This is a genomic window from Bacillus sp. ISL-39 (genome assembly GCF_018613295.1).
Classification (GTDB): domain Bacteria; phylum Bacillota; class Bacilli; order Bacillales; family Cytobacillaceae; genus Mesobacillus.
Genome location: NZ_JAGGQM010000012.1, coordinates 72581 through 99580, shown reverse-complemented (window position 1 = coordinate 99580; position 27000 = coordinate 72581). Strand labels below are relative to the sequence as shown.

General features: G+C 44.9%; 22 protein-coding genes. 16 read left to right on the top strand and 6 right to left on the bottom strand.

The annotated features are described in order from the left end of the window. From ligA to J7E37_RS11900, 3 genes are all read left to right on the top strand, one after another. Window positions 1-2007, top strand: a complete 2007-nt coding sequence (gene ligA / locus J7E37_RS11910) for an NAD-dependent DNA ligase LigA (protein WP_215024129.1) — start codon at window positions 1-3, stop codon at window positions 2005-2007. Window positions 2008-2202: 195 nt separating this feature from the next. Next, complete coding sequence (locus tag J7E37_RS11905; RefSeq protein ID WP_215024127.1) at window positions 2203-3420, top strand: CamS family sex pheromone protein; 1218 nt, start codon at window positions 2203-2205, stop codon at window positions 3418-3420. Window positions 3421-3779: 359 nt separating this feature from the next. Next, the gene (locus J7E37_RS11900) at window positions 3780-5546 is read left to right on the top strand and encodes a glycoside hydrolase family 3 protein (RefSeq protein WP_215024125.1); all 1767 of its coding nucleotides are present in this window, start codon (window positions 3780-3782) and stop codon (window positions 5544-5546) included. 70 nt (window positions 5547-5616) lie between these two features. Here the strand turns inward: J7E37_RS11900 and J7E37_RS11895 are convergent, their stop codons facing one another. Further along, window positions 5617-6075: a DinB family protein gene (locus J7E37_RS11895; RefSeq protein WP_215024123.1), complete on the bottom strand. Its 459-nt coding sequence runs from the start codon at window positions 6073-6075 to the stop codon at window positions 5617-5619. A 353-nt stretch (window positions 6076-6428) separates the two neighbouring features. On the opposite strand from J7E37_RS11895, the gene pruA reads away from it, so the two are divergent. The 6 genes from pruA to J7E37_RS11865 all read left to right on the top strand — a co-directional run bounded on the left by pruA (window position 6429) and on the right by J7E37_RS11865 (window position 14281). Beyond that, on the top strand, window positions 6429-7976 hold the full coding sequence (gene pruA, locus J7E37_RS11890) for an L-glutamate gamma-semialdehyde dehydrogenase (RefSeq protein WP_214782331.1): 1548 nt from the start codon (window positions 6429-6431) through the stop codon (window positions 7974-7976). Window positions 7977-8382: 406 nt separating this feature from the next. Next, window positions 8383-9978, top strand: coding sequence for a malate synthase A (gene aceB / locus J7E37_RS11885; protein ID WP_215024121.1), 1596 nt, complete (start codon window positions 8383-8385; stop codon window positions 9976-9978). A 45-nt stretch (window positions 9979-10023) separates the two neighbouring features. Then, on the top strand, window positions 10024-11304 hold the full coding sequence (aceA, locus tag J7E37_RS11880) for an isocitrate lyase (RefSeq protein WP_215024119.1): 1281 nt from the start codon (window positions 10024-10026) through the stop codon (window positions 11302-11304). Between the two features lie 513 nt (window positions 11305-11817). Further along, window positions 11818-12264: a YueI family protein gene (locus tag J7E37_RS11875; RefSeq protein WP_214782337.1), complete on the top strand. Its 447-nt coding sequence runs from the start codon at window positions 11818-11820 to the stop codon at window positions 12262-12264. Between the two features lie 159 nt (window positions 12265-12423). Beyond that, window positions 12424-13689, top strand: a complete 1266-nt coding sequence (locus tag J7E37_RS11870) for an MFS transporter (RefSeq protein WP_215024117.1) — start codon at window positions 12424-12426, stop codon at window positions 13687-13689. Beyond that, window positions 13643-14281, top strand: coding sequence for a TetR/AcrR family transcriptional regulator (locus tag J7E37_RS11865; RefSeq protein ID WP_214782343.1), 639 nt, complete (start codon window positions 13643-13645; stop codon window positions 14279-14281). Before J7E37_RS11870 ends, J7E37_RS11865 begins: the two co-directional genes overlap by 47 nt. 93 nt (window positions 14282-14374) lie before the next feature. Here J7E37_RS11865 and J7E37_RS11860 read toward each other — a convergent pair whose 3' ends face one another. Continuing rightward, complete coding sequence (locus J7E37_RS11860; RefSeq protein ID WP_215024115.1) at window positions 14375-15082, bottom strand: hypothetical protein; 708 nt, start codon at window positions 15080-15082, stop codon at window positions 14375-14377. 204 nt (window positions 15083-15286) lie between these two features. On the opposite strand from J7E37_RS11860, the gene gatC reads away from it, so the two are divergent. Genes gatC through gatB form a run of 3 tightly spaced genes read left to right on the top strand, consistent with a single transcriptional unit; the run spans window position 15287 to window position 18487 of the window. Beyond that, window positions 15287-15577: an Asp-tRNA(Asn)/Glu-tRNA(Gln) amidotransferase subunit GatC gene (gatC, locus tag J7E37_RS11855; protein ID WP_214782349.1), complete on the top strand. Its 291-nt coding sequence runs from the start codon at window positions 15287-15289 to the stop codon at window positions 15575-15577. Window positions 15578-15588: 11 nt separating this feature from the next. After that, complete coding sequence (gatA, locus tag J7E37_RS11850; RefSeq protein ID WP_215024113.1) at window positions 15589-17046, top strand: Asp-tRNA(Asn)/Glu-tRNA(Gln) amidotransferase subunit GatA; 1458 nt, start codon at window positions 15589-15591, stop codon at window positions 17044-17046. Window positions 17047-17059: 13 nt separating this feature from the next. After that, complete coding sequence (gatB, locus tag J7E37_RS11845; RefSeq protein WP_215024111.1) at window positions 17060-18487, top strand: Asp-tRNA(Asn)/Glu-tRNA(Gln) amidotransferase subunit GatB; 1428 nt, start codon at window positions 17060-17062, stop codon at window positions 18485-18487. 105 nt (window positions 18488-18592) lie between these two features. Here gatB and J7E37_RS11840 read toward each other — a convergent pair whose 3' ends face one another. The 4 genes from J7E37_RS11840 to J7E37_RS11825 form a co-directional block, all read right to left on the bottom strand. Further along, window positions 18593-19327 (bottom strand): hypothetical protein, encoded by a 735-nt coding sequence (locus J7E37_RS11840; RefSeq protein WP_215024109.1) that lies wholly within the window; start codon window positions 19325-19327, stop codon window positions 18593-18595. Between the two features lie 124 nt (window positions 19328-19451). Further along, window positions 19452-20927 (bottom strand): sodium/proline symporter PutP, encoded by a 1476-nt coding sequence (gene putP / locus J7E37_RS11835; protein WP_215024107.1) that lies wholly within the window; start codon window positions 20925-20927, stop codon window positions 19452-19454. 195 nt (window positions 20928-21122) lie between these two features. Beyond that, window positions 21123-21743 carry a glycerol-3-phosphate 1-O-acyltransferase PlsY gene (gene plsY, locus J7E37_RS11830; protein WP_215024105.1) on the bottom strand — a complete coding sequence of 207 codons (621 nt, stop codon included), beginning with the start codon at window positions 21741-21743 and terminating at the stop codon, window positions 21123-21125. 62 nt (window positions 21744-21805) lie between these two features. Continuing rightward, the gene (locus J7E37_RS11825; protein ID WP_215024103.1) at window positions 21806-22663 is read right to left on the bottom strand and encodes an aminoglycoside 6-adenylyltransferase; all 858 of its coding nucleotides are present in this window, start codon (window positions 22661-22663) and stop codon (window positions 21806-21808) included. A gap of 263 nt (window positions 22664-22926) precedes the next feature. Between J7E37_RS11825 and J7E37_RS11820 the strand changes: the two genes are divergently transcribed. The 4 genes from J7E37_RS11820 to J7E37_RS11810 all read left to right on the top strand — a co-directional run bounded on the left by J7E37_RS11820 (window position 22927) and on the right by J7E37_RS11810 (window position 26903). Next, the gene (locus J7E37_RS11820; RefSeq protein ID WP_215024101.1) at window positions 22927-23868 is read left to right on the top strand and encodes a diacylglycerol kinase; all 942 of its coding nucleotides are present in this window, start codon (window positions 22927-22929) and stop codon (window positions 23866-23868) included. 656 nt (window positions 23869-24524) lie between these two features. Beyond that, the gene (locus tag J7E37_RS22270; protein ID WP_285290322.1) at window positions 24525-24647 is read left to right on the top strand and encodes a hypothetical protein; all 123 of its coding nucleotides are present in this window, start codon (window positions 24525-24527) and stop codon (window positions 24645-24647) included. A 168-nt stretch (window positions 24648-24815) separates the two neighbouring features. Continuing rightward, window positions 24816-25367, top strand: coding sequence for a cysteine hydrolase family protein (locus J7E37_RS11815; RefSeq protein ID WP_215024099.1), 552 nt, complete (start codon window positions 24816-24818; stop codon window positions 25365-25367). 57 nt (window positions 25368-25424) lie between these two features. Next, a complete protein-coding gene (locus J7E37_RS11810; RefSeq protein WP_215024097.1) occupies window positions 25425-26903 on the top strand; it encodes a nicotinate phosphoribosyltransferase in 1479 nt (492 codons plus the stop codon). Window positions 26904-27000 lie beyond the last annotated feature (97 nt).

The window sequence follows — 27000 nt, the reverse complement described above, 5'->3', positions numbered from 1 at the left end:
ATGGATTTTCAAAGTGCTGAGAGAAAAGCCAAGGATTTGCAAAATCTGCTTAATCAATATAGTTATGAATATCATGTTCTTGACCAGCCGTCGGTTCCGGATGCGGAGTATGACAGGCTTTTGAGGGAACTGATTGAAATCGAGGAGCAATTCCCTGAACTGCAGACTCCCGACTCTCCTACACAGCGTGTTGGCGGCGAGATTTTAACGATGTTCAATAAGGTGCAGCATGCAATTCCGATGCTGAGCCTGGGAAATGCCTTCGATGAGCAGGACCTGCGGGATTTTGACCGCCGTGTCCGCCAGGGTGTTGGCGACAATGTTTCTTATGTTTGCGAACTGAAGATCGATGGTCTGGCAGTTTCGCTTATTTATGAGGACGGGATGCTTGTCCGAGGTGCGACTCGCGGTGATGGAACGACTGGTGAGGATATTACGTCTAATCTGAAGACGATCCGTTCTTTGCCGATTCGCTTGAAAGAGCAGGTTTCGCTTGAGGTGCGCGGTGAGGCGTTCATGCCGAAGAAATCATTCGAAGCATTAAACAAAGCAAGAAAAGAGCTTGAAGAAGAACCTTTTGCCAACCCGCGTAATGCGGCCGCTGGCTCCCTTCGCCAGCTTGATCCGAAGATTGCTGCTTCAAGAAATCTGGATGTATTCCTATATGGTATTGCAAATGTCGGTAATACCGGAATCCGCGCACATAGCGAGGGACTGGATTATCTGGAGAATCTTGGATTTAAAACCAATAAAGAGCGCCGGAAAGTTGACAGCATTGAAGGTGTTATCGAGTATGTGAACAGCTGGGTCGAAAAGCGCCCTGACCTGCCATACGATATTGATGGAATTGTAATCAAGGTTGATTCACTCGACCAGCAGGCTGAGCTTGGGACGACAGCGAAGAGTCCTAGGTGGGCGGTCGCTTATAAATTCCCTGCCGAAGAAGTCGTGACAACTTTGAAGGAGATTGAATTGAGCGTTGGCCGCACAGGTGTCGTCACACCGACTGCCATCCTTGAACCAGTCCAGGTAGCTGGTACTACCGTTGGACGTGCTTCCTTGCACAATGAAGACTTGATCCGGGAAAAAGATATCAAAATCGGTGATAAAGTTGTCATCAAAAAAGCAGGAGATATTATCCCGGAAGTTGTTAATGTCCTTGCTGAACAGCGCACAGGCGATGAAGTCGAGTTCCACATGCCTACAGAATGCCCTGAATGCGGCAGCGAGCTTGTCAGGATTGAAGGAGAAGTCGCGCTTCGCTGTATCAATCCGAAATGCCCTGCACAAATCAGGGAAGGCCTGATCCACTTCGTTTCCCGTGATGCGATGAATATTGACGGACTCGGAGAAAGAGTGGTCAGCCAACTGTTTGTACAAGAGCTGATCAAGGATGTAGCCGACATTTATAAGCTGACACGCGAGCAGCTTCTGGCTCTTGAGCGAATGGGCGAGAAGTCCGTCAACAATTTGCTGTCAGCAATCGAAGCCACGAAGGATAATTCATTGGAAAAGCTATTGTTCGGACTGGGTATCCGTCTGGTTGGGGCAAAAGCCGCAAAGACTTTGGCTCAGGAATTTGAAACAATGGATCATTTGATGAAGGCGACGAAGGAAGAATTGACGGCCATTAATGAAATCGGCGACAAAATGGCCGACTCCATCGTTACATTCTTTGACAGTGATGAAGTGCGCGAGCTGGTTTCCGAGCTGAAGGCTGTCGGCGTCAATATGGAATACAAAGGGCCTAAGAAGGTTACCGCTGAAGAATCGGATTCATTTTTTGCCGGCAAAACAATCGTGTTGACCGGGAAGCTCGAGCAAATGGGCCGAAACGAAGCAAAAGAAAAAATTGAGGCGCTCGGCGGCAATGTAGCCGGAAGCGTCAGCAAGAAAACGGATTTACTCATTGCCGGGGAAGATGCAGGTTCAAAGCTGACAAAAGCAGAGAGCCTGGGGATTGAAGTGTGGAACGAGGAGAGAATGCTTGAAGAATTAAATAAATAAGCTCTTTTCGTAAGCTTTGTTGCTTTTACATCCAAAGTAAAAACCGGCTTTTGGGTTTTTACGGATATTTCCGCATCTCCGGTTCGGAAGTCTCCTCGAAAAGAACCCGATACTTTAAGGAATGCGGTTATTAATATGAGTTCGAAAAGCTGCAATGACTGCGAAAACAGCTAATAGATAAGAGGTGTACACGCCATGAGGAAGCTCTCAATGGTCGCTCTATCTCTTGTCCTTTTGCTGACGGCCTGTGCCCCTAATTTTCAAAAGCAGGAAGAGGTCGTCCAGGAGAAGGATGATGAAACAAAGGAAAAAGCGATTATTCCGAAATATAAGATTTCGGACAAATACTACCGTACTATTATGCCGTTCGAGCCTGGGGAAGCCCGCGGCATGGTCGTTAACAATCTGAATACGCGTTATGACATCACCGAGTTCGAGACCGGACTGATGAGGGTTGCCCAAAACTCTTTCCCAACAGACAAGTATGTCTTTAAAGAAGGCCAGTATCTCGACAGCAGTACCGTAGCATCCTGGCTGGAACGCGAAATGACTCCGGCTCAGGTCGATGCTAAGGAAAAAGAATTGCAGGCTAAGGCTAAAAAAGAAAATAGTAATAAAAAGGTCACAGTGAAAAACCTGGGTCTGAATCCTGCCAATTCTGGCAAGGGCGACGCCCATGAACAGAATAAAAAGAATCCTATTTATCTAGCACATATCCTGGAGCATAATTATCTCGTCCAATCAGGGGAAAAGGATACGTACCAGCTTGGCGGCATCGCCATTGGACTGGCACTTAATTCCGTCCATTATTATCAAGAGGTTGAATTTGGGGCAGTATTTGAGAAGAATATTTCCCGATCCGTTCTTGAAGCTGAAGGGAAGAAAATTGCCCAGGAAGTCGTCAACAGGTTAAGAGGAATCGAAGAACTAAAAAATATACCGATTACCATCGGATTGTTTGAACAGGAAAGCCGATCTTCTGTTGTTCCTGGCAACTTTTTCACCTATGCAGAAGTATCACAGGGCAGCAACAATATCGGCAGCTGGAAGGATGTAAAAGAAGAATACATCCTGTTTCCGTCGGATAAAGCCGAGAAGGAACACCGGGATGACCTGACATTTTTCCAGAATTTCAAGCAGGATGTTGAGGAATATTTCCCTAACTTCAACGGCGTCATCGGCAAAGGCTTTTATCTGGATGGCCAGCTTCAGGAAATAAACATCGAAATACCGATCCAGTTCTACGGCGAAGCCGAGGCTATTGGCTTCACCCAGTATGTAACGGGACTGGTCATGGAGCACTTCCCTAACTACATTTCCGTGCAGGTCAGCGTATCATCCGTACTGGGGCAGGAAGCCTTGATCGTTAAAAAGCCGGATCAGGATGAACCATTTGTGCATATTTATCAGTAACGAGTAAAGGGCTTTAGTCCTTTACTTTTTTTATTAAAGAAAAGTAAAGCAAACACTGCAAATTTAATTTTAGATTCCAAAAAGAGAAATATTTAAGCAAGGTAATAAAACCCGGATTTGCTAGTTTAATAAATAGTTATTCTTCACTTGGACCCGTATTTTCCACTATGACTTTCCATCTATAAAATTATTTAGTAAACCAAAATATTATGACTATTCTATCAATTTGATTCCATTGCTGACTTATCATTTTATATTTTCCAATATTTATAATAACCTTACACTGTAAGCACTTACATATCGAAGGGAGGAGAAGAAAGTAACTTATTTGTGAAAATAAAGTCTATAGGAGGAATAAAATGAAGAAACTAAGTACCATGATTAGCGTTCTTGTGTTAGCTTCAACTCTTGTAGTGCCACTTGGAAGTAATGCTCAATCTTCTAACGACCTCAACTATCCTGATCCGCCAACAGATAAAGCAAGGAATGGTATGGTTCAAAGAATCATTGCCCATATGTCTGATAAAGAGAAAATCGGACAACTTGTGATGCCTTCTACTCATGATAATCAAAACCAAATGCCAGATGAACGCACTCGAAAATTAATTGAAGAGTACAATGTCGGTTCTGTCATAGTTTATGGTGACAGAGATGCAAAGAAAACCGCTGAATACAATAACCAGTTGCAAGGATGGGCTTCCCAAACCCGTTTGAATATTCCATTATTTATATCTGCCGACTTGGAATATGGCTCTGTCCAGCATGTTTCTGATGGTACAGCCTTCCCGCGTCAAATGGGGATTGGTGCAACAAGAGATCTTCAAGCTGCAGAAGAAGTAGCTAAAATTACAGCCATTGAGTCAAAGGCGACGGGATTTAACTGGAACTATTCCCCTGTAGCGGATGTCAACACAAATCCGGCCAATCCAGTCATTGGTGTCAGGTCCTTCAGCGAAAAAACTGAACTTGTATCAGATATGACCAAAGCGCAAATCAAGGGGTATCAGGATAACGGTGTCTTAGCAACAGCCAAACACTTCCCAGGTCACGGTGATACCAGTGTCGATTCGCATTATGGACTGGCTGCGGTCACCTATGATCGTGAAACGCTGGAGGAAGTACATTTACCACCGTTTAAAGCGGCAATTGATGCTGGTATAGATTCCATTATGACAGCTCACGTCATCATTAATGCTATTGACCCTGAGCTTCCAGCGACTCTTTCTAAAAAAGTCCTTACTGGGCTCCTTCGTGAAGAAATGGGCTTTGATGGCATAATAGTCACTGATGCAATGAGTATGCATGCGATTGATAAAGAGTGGGGCGCAGGCGAGGCAGGTGTGATGGCGATTAATGCTGGCGCTGATATTGTTATGGCAACCGGAACATATGAACAGCAACTTGAAACTTATGATGCGTTATATAATGCTTTGAAATCAGGTGATTTAACGGAAAAGAGGGTTGACGAATCTATAAAAAGAATTCTGACGGCAAAGTTTAAATATGATTTATTCAATGACCGTTATGACGACCCTGCAACTGCAACAAAGGTTGTCAATACTACTGCCCACAAAGAAGCAGCGTCAGAGGTAGCTAGAAAGTCAATAACTCTGTTGAAAAATGATGGAGTACTGCCGTTTGAGACAGCTAATGACGAAACTACACTTGTTGTTGGTCCCAAAATTTATGGATCAGCTAAACATATCAGTGAAGTCATAAATGCTGTGGATGCTAAGACTTCAGAAACAGTGCTGAGTGCGATTACCGAGACGAACTCTACTAATGCTGATATTGCAAACGCAGTTCAATTGGCAGAACAGGCAGATCGAATAATAGTAGCCACTTTCTCACCGGGTGAACTAGCTGAAGGACAGGTGGATTTGGTACAAGCTTTAAAGGCTACTGGTAAGCCAGTTGTAGCACTATCATTGGGATTGCCTTATGATATAAAACATTTCCCTGAAGTAGATGCATATTTAGCATCCTATGCTATTGAGCGGTGGGGCTCACCCGTCCCAACCTCATGGAACGCCGCAGTTGATGTTATCTTTGGTGCTCAGCCGGGAGGAAGGCTGCCGGTGAACATCGAAGGGTTTTATCAATTTGGGGACGGTTTAAGTTACTAGTGGAAAACAATCCGATTCGGAAAAAAGCAAAGAGCATCTTGGGCTCTTTGCTTTTTTGAATCAGTTTATGTTAAATACACTTCTTAATATCAAGGATTGTCTGTAAATGCATGCCTTCATGGAAAATGGTCCGAACCAGGACTTGCTCGATTGTATGCATCCCCATTTCGGTTGGGGTGAATTCATCATCCAATCTGTCACCATAAGATTCTTTTATTCTAGAAGGCTGTGTTTTCAGCAATTCTTTTAACTCGCTGACGGTAGGGGTTTCCTCTGTAAAATTAGCCGGGGAGGTGCCGTAGCCAAACCAGGAATTGAACGCTTCAGGAACACCTGCATGTTCCTTGGTGACCGCCTGGATCCATAAATATTGATCAAGGTAAATATGCCCAAGGTTCCAGCGGATATTATTGTTAAAGCCTGCAGGGATTTTCTCCGCATCTTCCTCAGAAACTGTATCTGTTACCCCCAAAATATAGCTTCGATAGGATTCAAGCTGATTGAACAGCACTTCATGGCGTTTTTTCATGTATTATAGGCTCCTTTTTTGCATGGATAGAGTAATATTCGCTAGATTAAAGGGATTCCCTGCTGTTCATTAATGCGATTTTTACTAATCTATTAATTTTACTTTCGGAAAAAAAATTTGACCACCTTGAGAGATTATTCGTCCAATTTCACACTTCATTCGACCACATCTACGATTAAATTGACCAACACCAAAAAGCAAACAAAAAACGAGCAAATTACAATATTGGCATAATAAAGATTGTGAAAATTCTCAATCCAAGACTTGCTAGTACGTTGACGTTGAACACTATGAGACTCTCGTGATAGAATGGGAAAGGAATGAAAACGTTTTAATACATAGGAGGGGATAGAATGGTTCAGCCATACAAACACGAGCCTTTCACGAATTTTAAAGATGAGGAAAACCGTGAAGGATACCTTACAGGATTGAAGACCGTAGAAGGCTATCTTGGCCAGGATTATGACTTGGTGATTGGCGGAGAGAGAATCTCGACGGAAGACAAGATTGTATCTTACAACCCATCCAATAAAGAAGAAGTTATTGGACGCGTATCAAAGGCAAACCGCGATCTAGCTGAAAAAGCAATGCAGGCTGCTGTCGAAGCGTTCAAGACTTGGAAAAAAGTGAAGCCTGAGACACGTGCCGATGTATTATTCAAGGCTGCTGCAATCATTCGCCGCCGCAAGCATGAATTTTCAGCGCTTTTAACAAAAGAAGCTGGTAAGCCATGGAACGAGGCGGATGCTGATACAGCAGAAGCAATCGACTTCCTTGAGTACTATGCTCGCCAAATGCTAAGAATCAAAGAGGGCGTGAAAGTAGAAAGCCGTCCAAATGAATATAACCGTTATGATTACATTCCTCTTGGAGTGGGAGTCATCATTTCTCCATGGAACTTCCCGTTGGCAATCATGGCTGGTACAACTGTAGCAGCGATCGTTACAGGAAACACAGTTCTTTTGAAGCCAGCTTCAACTACTCCAGTTGTTGCGGCTAAGTTCGTTGAAGTAATGGAAGAAGCAGGTCTGCCTGCGGGTGTCCTTAACTTCGTACCAGGAAGCGGCGCAGAAGTGGGCGACTACCTTGTTGACCACAAAGACACTCGCTTCATCAGCTTTACAGGTTCACGTGACGTAGGTCTGCGCATTAACGAGCGCGCATCAAAGCTGAACGAAGGCCAAATCTGGCTTAAGCGCGTAGTCGCTGAAATGGGCGGAAAAGACACAATGGTTGTCGACAAAGACGCTGATCTTGAATTGGCTGCTCAAGCGATCACTGCTTCAGCATTCGGCTTCTCTGGCCAGAAGTGCTCTGCATGTTCACGTGCTGTCATCGTTGAGGATGTATATGACCAGGTTCTTAACCGCGTGGTTGAATTGACAAATGAGCTTAAGCTCGATGATCCAACTGATCAAAGCACATTCATGGGTCCTGTAAACGACCAGGGTGCGTTCGACAAGATCATGAGCTACATCGAAATCGGCAAGCAGGAAGGCCGTTTGATGACTGGCGGCGAAGGAGACAGCTCTAAAGGCTACTTCATCAAGCCAACAATATTTGCTGATGTGGATCCAAAAGCCCGCATCATGCAGGAAGAAATCTTTGGACCAGTTGTGGCATTCGCAAAAGCGAAGGATTTCGACCATGCACTTGAAATCGCGAACAACACGGAATACGGCCTGACTGGTGCTGTGATCACGCGCAACCGTGAAAACATCCAGAAGGCACGTGAAGATTTCCATGTAGGAAACCTTTACTTCAACCGCGGCTGCACAGGTGCAATCGTCGGTTACCAGCCATTCGGCGGCTTCAACATGTCAGGAACAGATTCAAAAGCTGGCGGACCAGACTATCTGCTTCTGCACATGCAAGCGAAGACTACTTCTGAAATGTACTAATACAGAATTGGAATCCCCTTCTCGTTCGAGAAGGGGATTTTTCGTGCGTTTAATCTGGGATGAACTGTTCATTGCCGCAACAGAGGTGTTCCTTTTACCGTTTTTGTAAGGGAACAGCAATTTGGGTAAAATAAGAAGCGCTCAAAATGACATTTGAATACAATAGCGTGTTCTCGGTTGTACTTTTCTACGAGTCCATGAAAAAAGTAACAACAATCTAAACTTTGATACATCAGTCCTCATGACCCTTTTCTATTGAGAAAAGGTTTTTTTTATAGGACGAAATTCTCAATCTTAAAAATTTTTCAGAAAAATTCAACAAAATAGTTGCAATCTAAAACCTCTGTTATATAATACATATTAGAGTTATTGATACTGTACTATAACAAAGGGGTGAAGACAGTCTATGTCGACACAAACTACAGGAATTGAAATAGTGGGCAGCATGAAAAAAGGATACGAAGAAATTTTGACACCAGAGGCTCTTGATTTTGTAGAGCGGCTTGAAAGGCATTTTGGCGAGCGTCGGGTGGAATTGCTGGCCGCGCGTGAAAAGCGCCAGGCGGAAATCAACGGAGGGAAGCTTCCGGACTTCTTGCCGGAAACAAAGCACATCCGTGAGAGCGAGTGGACAATCGCGCCGCTCCCGAAAGATCTTCAGGATCGCAGAGTCGAGATCACTGGTCCGACTGACAGAAAAATGGTCATCAATGCGCTCAATTCTGGAGCGAAGATTTTTATGGCAGACTGCGAGGATTCAACTTCGCCGACATGGGAAGCGATTGTTGAAGGGCAGATCAATCTTAGGGACGCCGTTAACAAAACGATCTCTTTTGAAAATGCAAATGGCAAAAAGTATCAACTGAATGAAAAAACAGCTGTTTTAATGGTTCGCCCAAGAGGCTGGCACCTAGAAGAAAAACATGTATTGCTCGATGGCAACCCCATTTCCGGCGGCTTATTCGATTTCGCGATGTACTTTTTCCATAATGCGAAAAAGCTGGTGGAGCAGGGCACAGGCCCATACTTCTACCTTCCTAAGCTGGAGAGCCACCTTGAAGCGCGCCTATGGAACGATGTGTTCGTTTATGCACAGAATCATCTTGGCATTCCACAGGGAACGATTAAAGCAACTGTTTTGATTGAAACGATCCTGGCTTCATTCGAAATGAATGAGATTCTATATGAACTGAAAGAGCACTCCGCTGGTTTGAACTGTGGCCGATGGGATTATATTTTCAGCTATCTGAAAAAGCTGCGTTCACAGGACGATGTGATTTTACCGGATCGCTCACAGGTAACAATGACGGTTCCGTTCATGAGGTCATACTCGTTGCTGACGATCCAGACCTGCCACCGCCGCAAGGCTCCGGCAATGGGCGGAATGGCGGCGCAAATCCCGATCAAAAATGACGAGGAAGCAAATGCTGAAGCATTCGCCAAGGTACGCGCTGATAAAGAGCGTGAAGCCCGCGACGGCCATGATGGCACATGGGTAGCACATCCAGGACTGGTACCGGTAGCACTTGAGGCGTTCAACAAGGAAATGCCAGAACCGAACCAGATAGAATCTGGCAAGCAGATGGATGTTGAAGTGAATGCAGCTGACCTTCTTGCTGTACCAGAAGGGACTATAACAGAAGCCGGTGTGCGAATGAACATCAATGTTGGCATCCAGTACGTGGCCAGCTGGCTGAATGGCCGCGGCGCAGCTCCGATTCATAACCTGATGGAGGATGCAGCAACAGCAGAGATTTCCCGTGCTCAGCTATGGCAATGGATTCGCCATCCAAAAGGACTCCTGGAAGATGGCCGCAAAGTGACGGTTGAAATGTACCACGAGCTGAAGGAAGAGGAACTTGAGAAAATCAAGCTGGAAGTCGGCGAAGCGGTATTTGAAAATGGGAAATTCGAGCAGGCGGCAGAGATGTTTGATGAATTGATTTTAAATGAAGACTTCGTTGAATTTTTAACATTGCCTGGCTATCAGGCTTTAGCTTAATAGATTGATAGATTCATATAAAACAAACACTAGGAGGAATAAAAAATGACTCAAGATCGTGTAAAGCAATTGCAGGAAAGCTGGGAAATGGATAGCAGATGGGCTGGAGTGGAAAGAACTTATACGGCGGAGGATGTCATCAAGCTTCGCGGTTCGATTGATATTGAACATACACTGGCTCGCCGCGGTGCAGAGAAGCTGTGGAAGCTTGTACATGAAGAGGATTTCGTTAACGCTCTTGGTGCTTTAACTGGCAACCAGGCTGTCCAGCAGGTAAAAGCTGGCCTTAAGGCAATCTACTTGAGCGGCTGGCAGGTTGCAGCAGACGCAAACCTTTCCGGAAACATGTATCCTGACCAGAGCTTGTACCCGGCGAACAGCGTTCCCGCTGTAGTTAAGCGTATCAACCAGGCGCTGCAGCGTGCTGACCAGATCACTCATGGAGAAGGAGACGATTCCATCGACTGGTTCGCACCAATCGTGGCGGATGCAGAAGCAGGATTCGGCGGACAGCTGAATGTATTCGAATTGATGAAGGGTATGATTGAAGCTGGTGCAGCTGGCGTACACTTTGAGGACCAGCTTTCTTCTGAAAAGAAATGCGGACACCTTGGCGGAAAAGTTTTGCTTCCGACACAGACGGCAGTCCGCAACCTGATTGCTGCCCGTCTTGCAGCCGATGTAATGGGAACACCAACTTTGATTGTAGCCCGTACTGATGCGAATGCGGCAGATTTAATCACTAGCGATGTCGATCCATATGATGCTCCATTCATCACGGGGGACAGGACACCGGAAGGCTTCTTCCGCGTAAATGCTGGCCTTGACCAGGCAATCGCCCGCGGTTTGGCATATGCTCCATATGCTGATTTGGTTTGGTGCGAAACATCTGAGCCGGATCTGGATGAAGCCCGCCGCTTTGCTGAAGCGATCCACGCGAAGTATCCTGGCAAGCTGCTTGCTTACAACTGCTCACCATCATTCAACTGGAAAAAGAAGCTGGATGACGAAACAATCGCGAAGTTCCAAATCGAGCTTGGCAAAATGGGTTACAAGTTCCAGTTCGTGACACTTGCTGGCTTCCACGCCTTGAACCACAGCATGTTCGAACTGGCTCGCGGCTACAAAGAGCGCGGAATGGCTGCCTACTCCGAGCTGCAGCAGGCTGAGTTCGACAGCGAGCAGTACGGCTACACTGCAACAAGGCACCAGCGCGAAGTCGGAACAGGTTACTTCGATGATGTATCAATGGTCATTTCCGGAGGAACTTCCTCAACGACTGCGCTAAAAGGATCTACCGAAGAAGCACAGTTTACTGCTTCCTGATCACGGGTTTTCTCTTCGCTTGAGCCCTCCAACTCAGGCGAAGATTCACCATAACTGTTTTTGATTTTTTACCTTGCATTCTCCTATTTGTGTCCTTCTCTTCGATTCGAAGAGGAGGTTTTTTTTGCTCAAAATAGGTTAACCTTAAACTAGCACAGACTTTTGGGCGGGAACATACATATAAGGGTGAATAATCCACATAGGAATTTAGAATTGCGGACGTAAAAAATAAATTCAAAAGGATAAAAACGTGTATCGATAATGGATAAGAATAAGGATGTACCCGAAAAGGCTGGAACCCAGGATTGCTAGACTAATATGTGCCCGAAAAAGGAGAGAACCGAGGATTCCGGTAACAAGTAAGGCCAGCATGTGCCCGAAAAGAAAGTAACTATAATTCGGCAAGAAAACTAAATGCATTGTATTTCATCAGGACATAAGCGACTGCCTGGGTTAAGATAAAAATGTATTTAAGGACTGCGGAACCAAGTATATGTGGAGGGGGTGACGATTATGGGCAGCAATAAAGTGGATGATTATCTGCAGCAGGGGATTCATGGTGCTAAACAGACAAAGCCTGATGAGAGAAGGCGTTTCCTGACGACACTCAGGGAGCGGGTGGTCATTGCGCTTACGCAGGGCGAGGTCATGAGGAAGGGTGTTGAACCTGAAGTTGAGGAGCTTATGGATGAAAATCGCGAAGCCCACCTCTTTTTAAACGGCAATATATCATATTCTTACTTATCTGAGTACATTAAAGCGGCTGAAAAACGGGGCATCGAGTTTACAATCGTGACAAATAAGGATTACGATTCGGAACTCGGACTCGTTTTAGCGCACGGCCATGCTATTGATAAAGAGGAGATTTATCTTGGCAAAAAGAAACCCGTGATTCAAACAGCTGAACCTAAGAAGAAAAAGGGATTCTTATCTGGGTTTGGTAAGTTTTTCAGGAAATAGAGCAGCCTTTTAGGTTGGCTCTTTTTTTTTGGCCATTTTTCAATGATTACAGTTACTGAAATCCAAAAAATTACAAAAATAAGTTGTAAATCGACAACGGTGTCGTTATAATGAAAATAACAAAACGACATAAGTGTGCTTTAGTCTGGAGGGATGAGAATGGGCGGTCTTTTAAAGAACAAGGGGTTTATCACCTTAATGCTTGCGCAGTTAATATCAAGTATTGGTGACTGGTTGAGTGTAATTGCAATCATCACGATGGTTGGCCTGAAGTGGGAGGCTTCTCCAATGGAGGTTTCCTTTATCATTTTATGTTTGGCTGTTCCGATGGCGTTGCTTGGACCATTCACCGGAACGATTGCTGACAGGATGAACAGAAAGGCGATCATGATCTTGTCAGACGTAGTCAGAGCGGGATTAATTCTGATTCTGGCATTTGCTGATTCCTTATGGATGGTCTATATTTGCTTGTTCATGATCGGAATGCTCTCGGCTATATTTGTCCCGGCGAAGAATGGTAAGCTTAAAGAACTAATTCATCAAGAAAATATGAAAAGTGCCATGTCCATTACCTCGATGATTGATTCCGGGACGAAGGTGTTGGGGCCATTATTAAGCGGTCTGCTGGTCTCGGCCTTTGGGACAAAAATGGTATTCATTATGGATTCAGGCACATTTATTATTTCAGCGTTACTGCTGATCACTTTACCAAAGGCAGCAGCATCTGTAAGAGTAGATTCGGGTGAACAAGGAGGAGCTTCGTTTAAGGAGGATTTCCTCGAGGGAATCAGGTTCATCAAAGGCAGTCGTTACTTAGTTATTGGTATGATTGTTATGGGGGTAAGCCTCCTGATCCTACAATTGTCTGATTCGCAAATCATTGTTTTATTGAGGGAACTATCGAATGCCTCTCCTGATTTGTTTGGTTATATTGTTACGGCATCAGGTGTTGGAATGTTTTTTACAGGATTGCTGTTGGCTAAAAAAACAGATTACAATGCGCTGGTTCTATTGTTCATTGGAGTTTGCGGGATGGGGATCAGTTTTAGTATTCTGGCTTTATTGACCCAATTGGATTTAGCACTGCCGGTGTTATGGGGGCCAGCTCTGGGATTGGCGGCTGGATTTTCAGCAGGGTTGGTATTCATCCCTTTTCAGGCAGCAGTCCAAACCGAGACTCCTGTTCACATGACAGGCAGGGTTTTCGGAGTGTTGAACAGCGTGACCACCACGGCCACAATCATTGGGCCATTGGCTGGCGGATTGCTTGCCACTGTCCTGGGAGTCATACCGACATTTGTGATAACTGGATTATTGTTGGTAGCAGTCTCGATTGTTGGTCTGGTTTTCAAGAGTAAAATAGAACGGGGGAGAGCAAATGTCTCCGAAAGTCAGTCGGGAACACATGGAACAGCGTCGAGCTGAAATTTTGAAGGCGGCAGAGAAGGTTTTCATTGAATATGGATATGAGCGGGCCACGATGAAGCACATAATGGACGCTGCGAATGTCAGCAGAGGCGGGCTGTATCAATATTTTTCAAATAAAGAAGCAGTATTCGAAACGATTCTAGAAGAAGGATTATCGATAGAATTGGATGAGACATTGGAGATGTTAAAGGACAATGCCACATCCTATTGGGATTTGCTCATGCAAACCATCTTTGGCGAGACCGGGGAGCCTGATGATGAAATGGATCCTTTGGCGCCGGCAAAACTTGAGTTTTTTATAATCGGAAGAAATGATGAACATAGAAGAGAATACGGATCAGTTCGATACAATAATGGCTTGAAATTATATGCTCATATTATTGAACATGGCCAAAGAAGCGGGGAATTCAGCACAAGATTTGATCATGAAATCATTGCCCGTTCGATCATTGCCTTCATCGACGGCTTAGCAGTAGAGGATGCAATGTTATCCAAGGAAGATTTGAGGATTAAAGAGCAATCGATACTATTTGTGGAATATTTAAAACTGGCGTTGGGAATAGGTGATCAATCTACACGTGGTTTATAACTCATTTAGCAGATTCATACGTTTTCTTAGAGGATTCGACAGCAAAATGGGCAAGGGGTGGATTTAACTTCCACCCCTTTTATTAAATCAGCTTTAAATCAAAATGAACAATAATGTTGAAGCCACAACTCCTAAAATGAACGGGAGCAGCTTGCTTTTGCGATCTTTAGGCAGTTCTTCCTTTATGGTGTTCAATAAGATGCCTCCAGCCAGCCAGCTGAACCACAGGGCAAAAATGAAGGTAGGAAGTGTGACGAGGTAGCCGAGCAGCCATCCACCCACCACAGAAACAGCCAGGATCAGAGAACCCCATGGATCATAACGCTTTTTATGGTCCAGCCGGAGTCCGACATCATTAATCATGAGGTGCAGGACGAAAACGGCCGTGAAAATGATTAACGCTTTAGGCTCCTGCTTCAAGCCTTTGATCAGGTAATAGCCAATGAACGAATTATAGAGGACAAAGGCTCCTATATGAAAAATAAAGACAGGAAGATTGGGCCTGTTCTGTTCAGAAGCTTTTACAAAATGATTGATGGAATAAAAAGCGATGAAGCCAATTGTCGCGATCAGGTACAAACTATATTCTTCATAATGTTTGGGTAAGTGTATCAGCTTATTGAACTCCTTCTGGACCTTCTGGAATTCAGGCAGCAGATGCACGGTCACATAGGCAACGGATGCACCGCCGGCGAAGCTGAGTATTGGTTTACGCGGCTGTTCCATTAATTTTGAGTAGTATTTTACCGATAAATGAACTCCTGCTAACAGGATAACCAGGAAAAAAGTTAATATAGCCAAGTTTTTAACCTCCTTTGGCTATCCCTTCCCGCTGTCCTTCATCTGCAAACTAATTTAATGAACGAAAATGTCCTATATGTCTGCGATCAAGCTCTGCTTCTGTTAAAATAGTACAAACGGCAAGCTTGTATTGCTTTAACGTGGAAAACTTTGCTATGATCATTATTATTGTTATTATCAGACGATTAAGATGGAGGTGCTTTTATGTCAAGGATTTCTGAGGAACAGGTGAAGCATGTCGCGCACCTGGCAAGACTGGCTATTACGGAAAAAGAAGCGAAAATGCTGACGGACCAGCTGGATAAAATCATTACATATGCGGAGCAGTTGAATGAGCTGAATACAGATAATGTAGAGCCAACTGCACATGTGCTTGAAATAAAGAATGTCATGCGGGAAGATCGTGCAAAAGAGGGCCTTCCGCGTGAAGAGGTATTGAAAAATGCGCCTGAGCACCAGGATGGTCAGATCAAAGTACCAGGAATTATGGAGTAGGAGGATCGGCGATGAGTTTATTTGAACACAAGATTTCGGAGATTCATGAGCTTTTACATAAAAGAGACCTCAGCGTTTCCGACCTGGTCGACGAATCGTTCAAGCGGATTGGCGAGGTTGAAGGCAAGGTCCAGGCATTTTTAACATTGGATGAAGAAAATGCAAGAGCAGCAGCGAAGGCATTGGATGATAAGGCAATCCAACATGCTCCAACCAGTAAGTTATACGGACTGCCGATTGGCATCAAGGACAATATCGTCACGAAAGGTCTGCGTACAACGGCTGCAAGCAAGATCCTCGAAAACTTTGATCCTATTTATGATGCGACAGTTATCCAGAAGCTGCAACAGGCAGAAACGGTGACGATCGGCAAGCTGAACATGGACGAGTTCGCAATGGGATCCTCAAACGAAAACTCCGGCTTCAAAAAAACGTTCAACCCCTGGAATCTTGACCGTGTACCTGGTGGTTCTTCTGGCGGTTCGGCTGCATCGGTAGCGGCGGGGGAAGTACTGTTCTCGCTTGGTTCCGATACAGGCGGATCGATTCGCCAGCCGGCATCTTTCTGTGGTGTGGTCGGCATGAAGCCAACTTATGGACTTGTTTCACGCTTTGGATTGATCGCATTTGCCTCTTCTTTGGACCAGATTGGACCAATTACTCGGAATGTAGAAGACAATGCTTTTCTTTTAAAAGCGATCGCGGGGCACGATGAAATGGATTCGACCTCCGCAAACGTGGACATCCCTGACTATATCGCTTCTTTGACTGGCGATATAAAAGGCTTGCGAATCGCTGTGCCGAAGGAATACCTCGGTGAGGGCGTGAATGAAGAAGTCCGTAAATCAGTAATGGACGCACTTGTCATTCTCGAGCGACTGGGGGCGACTTGGGAAGAAGTTTCCCTGCCGCACTCCAAGTATGCTTTGGCTACATACTATCTGTTATCATCATCAGAAGCTTCAGCAAACCTGGCGCGCTTTGACGGCGTGCGTTATGGATACAGAACGCCGAACGCTGAAAACTTGCTCAATATGTATAAGATGACTCGCGAAGAAGGCTTCGGTGAGGAAGTAAAACGCCGAATTATGCTTGGTACATTTGCGCTGAGTGCAGGCTATTATGATGCCCATTATAAAAAAGCACAGAAGGTCCGCACGCTGATCAAGCAGGACTTTGAAAAGGTGTTTGAACAGTACGATGTCATCATCGGACCGACCGCACCAACACCGGCATTCAAGCTTGGCGAAAACACAAGAGACCCACTGACGATGTATGCCAATGATATTTTGACGATTCCGGTCAACCTTGCAGGTGTGCCAGCCATCTCGGTTCCGTGCGGCTTCGACAAAGGTCTGCCGCTAGGCCTGCAAATCATCGGGCGTCATTTTGATGAAAGCACTGTATATAAAGTTGCCCACGCATTCGAGCAGGCAACAGATTTCCATAAACAACAACCTGAGCTGTAAAGGGGTGAAAATGATGAAGTTTGAAACGGTAATTGGCCTTGAGGTCCATGTTGAATTAAAAACAGAATCAAAAATCTTTTCGGCGAGCCCGAACCATTTTGGTGCCGAGCCGAATACAAATACAAGCGTAATCGACCTGGGTTATCCGGGAGTACTCCCAGTCGTGAATAAAAAAGCGGTTGAATACGCGATGAAAGCCGCAATGGCTTTGAACTGCGAAATCGCGGAGCATACAAAGTTCGATCGAAAAAACTATTTTTATCCGGACAATCCCAAGGCCTATCAGATTTCCCAGTTCGACAAGCCTATTGGCGAGAACGGCTGGATTGAAATTGAGGTTAATGGCTATAAAAAGAAAATCGGCATCACGCGCATTCATATGGAAGAAGATGCCGGCAAACTGACTCACGGCAATGGTTATTCGCTGGTGGATTACAACCGCCAGGGAACACCGCTCGTTGAGATCGTATCGGAACCCGATATACGCACGCCGGATGAGGCATATGCCTATCTTGAGAAATTAAAGTCAATCATCCAATATACGGGCGTATCGGATTGCAAAATGGAAGAGGGTTCACTCCGCTGTGATGCGAATATCTCCATCAGGCCGGTTGGCCAGAAGGAATTTGGCACAAAAACCGAGCTGAAAAACCTGAACTCTTTCAACTTCGTACGCAGAGGTCTTGAATATGAGGAAAAGCGGCAGGAAGAAGAAATCCTTGCTGGCCGTGAAATCCAGCAGGAAACAAGGCGATATGATGAATCCACGAACACCACTCTCTTAATGCGTGTAAAAGAAGGATCAGATGATTATCGATATTTCCCTGAACCGGATCTTCCTGACCTTTATATCGACGAAGAATGGAAGACAAGGGTTCGTGCGGAAATCCCTGAACTTCCGGACGAGCGGAAAAAGCGATATATCGAGGAAATGGGACTGCCAGCTTACGATGCAGAGGTGCTAACGGTATCAAAAGAAATGGCTGATTTCTTTGAATCGGCTGTGAAAGCCGGGGCGGATCCTAAGCAGGCATCCAACTGGCTGATGGGAGAATTCTCAGCCTACCTGAAGGCCGAATCGAAAGAGCTGCATGAAACAGCACTGACTTCTGAAGGACTTGCTGGCTTGATCAAGCTGATTGAAAACGGCACAATCTCTTCCAAGATTGCCAAGCAGGTGTTCAAGGAATTGATCGAAAAGGGCGGCGATCCGGAGGAAATCGTCAAGGAAAAAGGACTTGTCCAAATTTCCGACGAAGGCGAACTGCTTAAGATCATTACTGAAATAATCGATGCGAATCCTCAATCAGTAGAAGATTTCAAGGGTGGCAAGGATAAAGCAAAAGGCTTCCTCGTCGGCCAGATCATGAAAGCAACAAAGGGCCAGGCAAACCCGCCGCTTGTAAACAAATTGCTTGTTGAAGAATTGAATAAAAGATAATAGCGAAAGCTGGCGAACCAATCGCCAGCTTTTTTGTCGATATTTCCCGGGAAAGGGGGAAAAGAATCGGGATTTATATTGTTTTAGTAACCAGGGCCTTGTATATCAACCCCGACCATCATCCATCACACGTTCGATCAACTTTTCCTTATCATGGAGGGTTTGCTGGAGAAATGCGCTATCAAAAATCATATACACTGGAGTTATATTGGTTAGAAGCTCAGGATATTTCTTCTTAAGTCCATCCAAATCATCTGATATTTGGAAGGACTCAAGTTTTTCCTTTACTTCGTCGGGAATGTCATACTTTTCTGAATCTCCACGTGGAACAATTGCCAGGACTGATAGTTTCTCAGGATCCTTTGAGAGGAAATCATAGAAAAGTGGCAGGTCCTCTATATCCGTTTTAATATAATATGTGCTGTAACCCTTTTTCCATTCTGCTTTTATTTTAAAATATATATTTTCTGGGGTAAGGCTTTTAGGAATTGGCAGGGTGTTTTCTTTAGCTTTTTGCTTTTCCATGCCAGGGGCTGCGTTAACCTGGCTGATTGAAATAGTTTCAGGCTCTATTTCTGGAGGAAATGAGACCTCGAGTGTTTCTCTTTCCTTCACCTTGGAGGGATTCGTGCCAGCCATGGCTTTGATTGGATCCATTTTCTCCGTTTTCGTGCCATGCCAATCATATTGACCGAGAATGTGGGGGATCTCCTGCCCATTCACCGTTACGGTCGGTACAGGCGGCTTTTCCTCTTTATATAATTTATAGCGGTCCATTGCAATCAAGACGGTTAAAAGCAATATAGCAGATGTTCCGTAGAATAGCAGCTTTCTCTTCATCATTTTCCCCTCAGACTTTTAGTTATCATTATATGAATTCGATTATTGATATGTAATTTCCTGTAAGTTTTTATCGGAAAATCAAATTAAATACCACAGAGAAAGGCTCTCTGTGGCATCAATTTTAGGATTTTAAGTTTTCAACACTCATATCGAATTCTTTTTCAATCTCAGGGTTTGGTTTATAAGTTACCAAGCTGACAGCAACAGAAATAATCAGGTTGATAATGAAACCCGGAACGATTTCGTACATCACATCGCTCAGGCCGAAATTGCTCCAGATGACGACGGTAGCGGCCCCGGCAATCATACCGAGAATCGCGCCCCAGTTGGTCATCTTTTTCCAGTACAGGCTAAGGATGATGATTGGTCCGAACGCTGCGCCGAAGCCAGCCCAGGCGTACGCAACCAGGCCAAGGATCGTGTCGTTCTGCACCCAGGCAAGTGATGCAGCGATGATGGCTACAAAGAGTACCGCCAAACGTCCAAAAAATACGTATTGCTTATCAGTTTTTTCTTTTTTGAACAAGATTTTATACAAGTCCTCAGTCAGGGCGCTGGACGTTACGATCAGCTGGGAGGAGATTGTGCTCATGATTGCTGCCAGGACGGCTGCCAGCATGAGACCGGCGAACAATGGATGGAAGAAGATTTGCCCAAGTACGATAAATACTGCCTCAGGGTTATCCAGCTTAACATCCGGATTCTGTGTAAAATAAGCAAGACCGATCAAAGCTGTCAGCATTGCTCCAATCAAGGAGAAGATCATCCAGCCCATTCCGATTCTTCTGGCGCTCTTTGTTTCTTTTATTGAGGTGATTGCCATGAAGCGGGTGATGATATGAGGCTGGCCGAAGTAGCCAAGACCCCATGCTGCAGTTGATATGATACCGAGCACCGTCGTACCTTTAAATAAATCTAGCAATGCAGGGTCAATCGAACGGATGGTATCAAATGTTTCTGCAGGTCCCCCAGTTTTTGAGAAGCCGATAATCGGCACTAGCAGCAGGGCGAGAAGCATCATCATTCCCTGGATAAAATCTGTATAGCTTACTGCCAGAAAGCCGCCGAATAATGTGTAGGCAACGACGACTGCAGAGACCAGCAGCAAGCCGGTATGGTAATCAAGGCCGAATGAATTCTCGAAGAAAACAGCTCCGGCGACCATCCCGGAGGAAACGTAGAAAGTAAAAAATAGAAGAATAACAATTCCGGATACAATTCTTAAAAGCTTTGTATCATCTTTAAAACGGTTTTCCAGGAAGCTTGGAATCGTGATGGAGTCATTCGCCACATGGGTGTATGAGCGAAGTCGAGGTGCTACATAAAGCCAGTTGAGATACGCGCCGACGGTCAATCCTATGGCAATCCATGCATTCGCTAAACCGCTTACATAAATTCCTCCTGGAAGGCCCATCAAAAGCCATCCGCTCATGTCAGCCGCACCGGCGCTGAGCGCTGTGACTGCCGGACCGAGTGATCTGCCGCCAAGCATGTAGTCAGTCAAATTGCTTGTCTTTTTGTAGGAATACCAGCCGATATAAAGCATCGCGGCCATGTAGATCCCGATGGCAATGATTTGATACATTTCATTGGACATAATCTTTCCCCCTTTGTTATTGTGAAAAATTATTGAAAAAATATTGCTAATACAAATAATATTCTATCATTTCATATTAATGAATAACAATCTATTTTTTCTCCAAAAATACTATTATATAAATAGTATTTTATTTTACTAATATATCTATAGAGTAAAATAATAACCATGGCTGATGGAAGCCATGGTTAAAGTTTACGTCTTAAGATCTTTTGGAGGGAGACGGTCACCCTTCACCTTTTTATCATTGATTTTCGGTTCCTTGCCGATGAAAAAGTTCTGCAGATTAGAACGATGGAGGAAAATTAAAAATATAATAAAAGCAGTAAAGATGATTGGTTCATTAATCTCCGGAGAGTAAAATGAAAAAATAAGCATCGCGATACCCACCGAAATCGAACCCATGAACACATATTTGGTCAGAAAAATGACCGCGAAAAAGGTCACATACACGGCCAGGAACATTCCGATGTCAACAACCAGCAGTGCGCCCGCCGTCGTTGCGATCGCCTTGCCGCCGCGGAATCCTGCGAAAATCGGGAAGCAGTGTCCGATGACGGCAATCAGGCCGGCATACAGAGGTTCAACAGGAGTATCGAAGATCAGCGGAAGTGAAGTTGCCAGCATCCCTTTTGCTACATCCACAAGCAGCACGACAATCGCTGCCCGCTTGCCCATGACCCGCAATGTATTCGTCGCGCCTGGGTTTTTGCTGCCATGATCCCTGATATCCACACGGAAAAAATATTTGCCAATCAATAAAGCAGTAGGGATGGAACCAACCAAATATGCTGCCAAAAGACAAATCCAAGTCATATAGCGTCACCCTTTTAATCTAGTTAAAGAATTTTATTCTGAAATAGTCCTGGTCAGAAGGTTTATTTTACCGAAGCCATCGCTTCATGATAAGTATGCAAGAAGCGTACTGCTGCCTGATCTGCCTGGAGGGGATAAGGAAAGTTGAGACTGTCTCCAACTTCAATTGCAAGCAGACTGAAAATACTCATCGTTTCTTTCATGGCGAGTAACATACTGTTGCGATCATAGATTGCAAACATCGTAGTAAAGCATTTTACAAGCCTCGAATCTGCCCAATTTTCTATGAAACGCCCATTATGCCATGGCGAATTGCCTAAAACGGTAACTGCATGCCACTCAGCCATTCTTCTAAGAAGCTGCTTTAAATTGCTGTCAAGGCATTCCTTTGCCACCCATAGCTCACCCCGCAGCATTTTCTTGCTGACCCAGACAATATGGTACCAGAAGTCCTGAACAAGATTGTCAAATTGGTCCTGTGTAGGCAGCGAATAGGCAGGCGATGAATCTTCGGGAACTTTTATGCCGTTTGTAACGTCTGTTTTATCAAATAGCACTTTGTATCCTTTTTGAAAAACCTGCTGTACTTCCTTTGCTTGAAGCATTCCGGTAAAGTATTCAGGTGTGAGAATGATGAAGTCCACATCAAGATAGGGGTCGAACATCACCCGGCGTTCAATCCCATCGCCTACAGCCGTTTTTTCCAAAAAGCTGATAGAATAAGAGTGGATGTTCTCCAGCCAGTCATCCGAATCAATGAATTGCTCGGGCGTGTTGGTCAGCAAAATAATATCTAGATCTGACCAATCATCTGCCGGGATTTCAGATCTGGCCCGGGAGCCAATGATGATGGCGGCCATGATCGTATCTTGTGCTTTTGCCCAGCTTGTAAATCGGGTAATAAGTTCCGTGTAGGTCATTAGTTTGTACCTCCAAATTGACTTCCAATTTATGTAACCATCCTCTTTGTATTGTAAAAAAGAAAGAGGATGAATGGAAGAGTTTTTCGAAAAATACGATAGTTAACACTTTGAATAAATAGTGGGTTCTTTTTGGCAAATGGGCAGAAATTAGTTTATGATATATCCGGTACCATCGATATTCAGGTAATTGCCTGGATAGTCGTAATGGGCTATGATGTAAAAGAATGGAATTTAAAACCATATTAAGTAGGATGATGGGTATGAAAAGAGCAAGAATCATTTATAATCCGACTTCAGGTCGTGAAATTTTTAAAAAGCATCTTGCTGAGGTCTTGGTGAAGCTGGAGAATGCCGGCTATGAGACTTCATGCCATGCAACGACAGGTGAAGGGGACGCGACGCAGGCAGCAAAGATTGCGGTCGAGCGGCGCTATGACCTGGTGATTGCGGCTGGCGGGGATGGTACGATCAATGAAGTAGTCAATGGGATAGCTGAACAGGAATACCGCCCGAAAATCGGTGTCATTCCGGTCGGCACAACAAATGACTTTGCACGCGCGCTCCATATCCCAAGGGATATCGATGCTGCGGTCGACATCATTGTTAAAGGTGACACGATCCCGGTGGACGTAGGCCGGATCAACGATAAATATTTCATCAATATCGCAGGCGGCGGCAGACTGACGGAGCTGACATACGAAGTGCCGAGCAAGCTCAAGACCATGCTGGGACAGCTCGCTTATTATCTAAAAGGAATCGAGATGGTGCCATCCATTCGTGCTTCTGAAGTAACAATTGAGTATGATGGAAAGCTTTACGAAGGCGAAGTCATGATGTTCCTTGTCGGGCTGACGAATTCCGTCGGAGGCTTTGAACGCTTGGCTCCAAACTCATCAATCAATGATGGAATGTTTTCTTTGTTGATTTTGAAAAAGACGAACCTGGCTGATTTTATCAGAATTGCCTCACTCGCAGTCCGCGGTGAGCACATTAATGACCCGGGTGTGATTTACACACAGGCAAACCGTATCAAGGTTCAATCCAAGGAAACTGTGCAATTGAACCTCGACGGTGAATATGGCGGCAATCTGCCAGCAGAATTCGAAAACCTGTTCAGGCACATTCAAGTCTATGTGCCGCTGGATGAAATTCGTCCCGAAGACCGTCCGGAGAATCTGGAATTGAATTTTAAAGCGGAATGACCGGAAACCACTCCTTGGTTTGGAGTGGTTTTTCTGTGCGCTGAGATAGGGTATAGGAGGATATTATAGATTACTTGAAACAAGGCTAGTGTATTTACTTGGTCTTCGGACAACAGCAAGAGGAGAAGCTTCAATATTGTTCGAACCTGGTATGACTTCGGACGAAATGAAGAGGAGAAGCCGCGAAAATGTCCGAACCTGATGTGACTTCGGACAAAATCAAGAGGAGAAGCCGAAGTTTTGTCCGAACCTGGTATGACTTCGGACAAAATCAAGAGGAGAAGCCGCGAAAATGTCCGAACCTGGTGTGACTTCGGACAAAATCAAGAGGAGAAGCCGAAGTTTTGTCCGAACCTGGTATGACTTCGGACAAAATCAAGAGGAGAAGCCGAAGTTTTGTCCGAACCTGGTGTGACTTCGGACAAAATCAAGAGGAGAAGCCGCGAAAATGTCCGAACCTGGTGTGACTTCGGACAAAATGAAGAGGAGAAGCCGAAGTTTTGTCCGAACCTGGTATGACTTCGGACAAAATCAAGAGGAGAAGCCGAAGTTTTGTCCGAACCTGGTGTGACTTCGGACAAAATGAAGAGGAGAAGCCGTAGTATTGTCCGAACCTGGTATGACTTCAGACAAAATGAAGAGGAGAAGCCGCGAAAATGTCCGAACCTGGTATGACTTCAGACAAAATGAAGAGGAGAAGCCGCGAAAATGTCCGAACCTGGTATGACTTCAGACAAAATGAAGAGGAGAAGCCGCGAAAATGTCCGAACCTGATGTGACTTCGGACAAAATCATGAGGAGAGGCAGAGATTTTGTCTGATGACTGATTTTGGAGGTAATTTCTAAAAAGCAATCAACCAAAATGTCCTGCCGATATGAAAAATTTGCCTGTAAATCATATTTGGAAGAAAATAAAAGATAATAAGTTAAAAGGATGTGGGTACATAATGGGGAAGAAGGCGTTGATCAATATCGACTATACATATGACTTTGTTGCGGACGATGGGCGGCTGACTTGCGGAGAGCCGGGGCAGGTGATTGAAGAGAAGCTTGTCGGCGTAACTAAGGAGTTCATCGGAAATGGTGACTATGTGGTATTCGCGATTGATGTCCATGATGAAGGCGATGAATTCCATCCGGAGACAAAGCTGTATCCTCCGCATAATATCCGGGGTACGAAGGGCAGGGATTTGTACGGCAGTCTTCAGGCGGTATATGAGGAAAATAAGCACCTGGACCATGTCTATTATATTGATAAGACCAGATATTCAGCATTCGCTGGTACGGACCTGGAGATCAAGCTGCGCGAGCGGGGAATCAGTGAAGTGCATCTTGTCGGAGTCTGCACGGACATTTGTGTCCTTCACACGGCAGTTGATGCTTATAATAAAGGGTTTCAGGTTATTGTGTATAAAGATGGCGTTGCTTCTTTTGACCAAATAGGCCATGAGTGGTCGCTCCGTCATTTCGAGAGCTCGATTGGAGCCGAGGTCAAGTAATGCCCCCCGGCATTATAACAGCAACTTATTGATGGCAGTAAATTTGGAGGTTTTTTGATGAGCACTAAATTCACAGATGACAGCTTGATGCTGCATACGGACTTATACCAATTGAATATGATGGAAACATACTGGCGCGATGGCGTTCACAATCGCCGCGCAGTCTTTGATTTATTTTTCCGGAAGCTTCCTTTCGGCAATGGCTATGCCGTTTTTGCCGGGCTAGAAAAAATCATCAGCTATATCGAGAACTTTGGCTTTACGGAAGATGATATTCAATACTTAAGAGAAGAAGGAAAGTTCGATGAGGATTTTCTTGCCTTTTTAAAAGATTTGCGTTTTACAGGATCAATCCGTGCGATGCAGGAGGGCGAGATTGTTTTTGCCAATGAGCCCCTGGTCAGAGTGGATGCACCCCTGGTTCAAGCGCAATTGATTGAAACGGCGCTGCTTAATATTGTGAACTATCAGACACTAATTGCGACCAAGGCATCAAGGATCAAACAGGTTGTAAAGAACGAAATCGCGATGGAGTTCGGCAGCCGCCGTGCGCATGAAATGGATGCAGCACTGTGGGGCACACGCGCCGCGTATGTTGGAGGCTTTGATTCCACAAGCAACGTGCGTGCTGGCAAGCTGTTCGGAATCCCGATTTCCGGAACGCATGCACACTCAATGGTACAGGCGTACAGAGATGACTACACCGCTTTTAAAAAATACGCAGAGACGCACAGGGACTGCGTTTTCCTTGTCGATACGTATGATACGCTGAGATCCGGAGTGCCAAACGCAATAAAAGTGGCAAAGGAATTCGGCGATAAAATCAATTTCGTCGGCATCCGTCTCGACAGCGGCGACCTTGCCTACCTTTCAAAGGAAGCTCGTAAAATGCTTGATGAAGTAGGTTTTAAGGATGCTAAAATCGTAGCATCCAGCGATCTGGATGAGTATACAATCATGAACTTGAAAGCTCAGGGTGCGAAAATCGATACTTGGGGAGTCGGAACAAAGCTGATTACTGCCTATGAACAGGCTGCCCTAGGTGCTGTATATAAAATCGTCTCAGTCGAGCAGGGTGACGGAACGATGGAGGACACCATCAAGATTTCTTCCAACCCCGAAAAAGTGACGACGCCGGGCATTAAAAATGTATACAGGATCATCAACAAAGCCAATAATCGCTCTGAAGGGGATTACATCACGCTTGAAGGTGAAGATCCGCAGCAGGAAAAGCGCCTGAAGATGTTCCACCCGGTCCATACTTTTGTCAGCAAATTCGTCACCAATTTCGACGCGCGGGATCTGCATCACGATATTTTCAAGGAGGGCAAGCTTGTGTACACCCAGCCGAGCCTGGAAGAAGTCCGAAAGCATTCTAAATACTGCCTCGGCGTTCTCTGGGAAGAATACACACGTATGCTCAATCCCGAAGAATATCCAGTCGACCTCAGCCAGAAATGCTGGGACAACAAAATGCGCAATATAGAAGAAGTGAAAGAGAAGGTCATGGAGATGACTGGAGAGAAGACGGAATAGAATGGGCTGCTTTCCTTAGGGGGAAGCAGTTTTTTATATTGCGTGGATATTATTGAAGCACAAATGAACCTAATCCAGGTTCATTTTTTATTGGAAA

Bases quoted from the DNA above. Each gene is read 5' to 3' on its own strand.
- ligA (WP_215024129.1), top strand. From the start codon at position 1: ATGGATTTTCAAAGTGCTGAGAGAAAAGCCAAGGATTTGCAAAATCTG.
- J7E37_RS11905 (WP_215024127.1), top strand. From the start codon at position 2,203: ATGAGGAAGCTCTCAATGGTCGCTCTATCTCTTGTCCTTTTGCTGACG.
- J7E37_RS11900 (WP_215024125.1), top strand. From the start codon at position 3,780: ATGAAGAAACTAAGTACCATGATTAGCGTTCTTGTGTTAGCTTCAACT.
- J7E37_RS11895 (WP_215024123.1), bottom strand. From the start codon at position 6,075: ATGAAAAAACGCCATGAAGTGCTGTTCAATCAGCTTGAATCCTATCGA.
- pruA (WP_214782331.1), top strand. From the start codon at position 6,429: ATGGTTCAGCCATACAAACACGAGCCTTTCACGAATTTTAAAGATGAG.
- aceB (WP_215024121.1), top strand. From the start codon at position 8,383: ATGTCGACACAAACTACAGGAATTGAAATAGTGGGCAGCATGAAAAAA.
- aceA (WP_215024119.1), top strand. From the start codon at position 10,024: ATGACTCAAGATCGTGTAAAGCAATTGCAGGAAAGCTGGGAAATGGAT.
- J7E37_RS11875 (WP_214782337.1), top strand. From the start codon at position 11,818: ATGGGCAGCAATAAAGTGGATGATTATCTGCAGCAGGGGATTCATGGT.
- J7E37_RS11870 (WP_215024117.1), top strand. From the start codon at position 12,424: ATGGGCGGTCTTTTAAAGAACAAGGGGTTTATCACCTTAATGCTTGCG.
- J7E37_RS11865 (WP_214782343.1), top strand. From the start codon at position 13,643: ATGTCTCCGAAAGTCAGTCGGGAACACATGGAACAGCGTCGAGCTGAA.
- gatC (WP_214782349.1), top strand. From the start codon at position 15,287: ATGTCAAGGATTTCTGAGGAACAGGTGAAGCATGTCGCGCACCTGGCA.
- gatA (WP_215024113.1), top strand. From the start codon at position 15,589: ATGAGTTTATTTGAACACAAGATTTCGGAGATTCATGAGCTTTTACAT.
- gatB (WP_215024111.1), top strand. From the start codon at position 17,060: ATGAAGTTTGAAACGGTAATTGGCCTTGAGGTCCATGTTGAATTAAAA.
- J7E37_RS11840 (WP_215024109.1), bottom strand. From the start codon at position 19,327: ATGAAGAGAAAGCTGCTATTCTACGGAACATCTGCTATATTGCTTTTA.
- putP (WP_215024107.1), bottom strand. From the start codon at position 20,927: ATGTCCAATGAAATGTATCAAATCATTGCCATCGGGATCTACATGGCC.
- plsY (WP_215024105.1), bottom strand. From the start codon at position 21,743: ATGACTTGGATTTGTCTTTTGGCAGCATATTTGGTTGGTTCCATCCCT.
- J7E37_RS11825 (WP_215024103.1), bottom strand. From the start codon at position 22,663: ATGACCTACACGGAACTTATTACCCGATTTACAAGCTGGGCAAAAGCA.
- J7E37_RS11820 (WP_215024101.1), top strand. From the start codon at position 22,927: ATGAAAAGAGCAAGAATCATTTATAATCCGACTTCAGGTCGTGAAATT.
- J7E37_RS22270 (WP_285290322.1), top strand. From the start codon at position 24,525: ATGTCCGAACCTGGTATGACTTCAGACAAAATGAAGAGGAGAAGCCGC.
- J7E37_RS11815 (WP_215024099.1), top strand. From the start codon at position 24,816: ATGGGGAAGAAGGCGTTGATCAATATCGACTATACATATGACTTTGTT.
- J7E37_RS11810 (WP_215024097.1), top strand. From the start codon at position 25,425: ATGAGCACTAAATTCACAGATGACAGCTTGATGCTGCATACGGACTTA.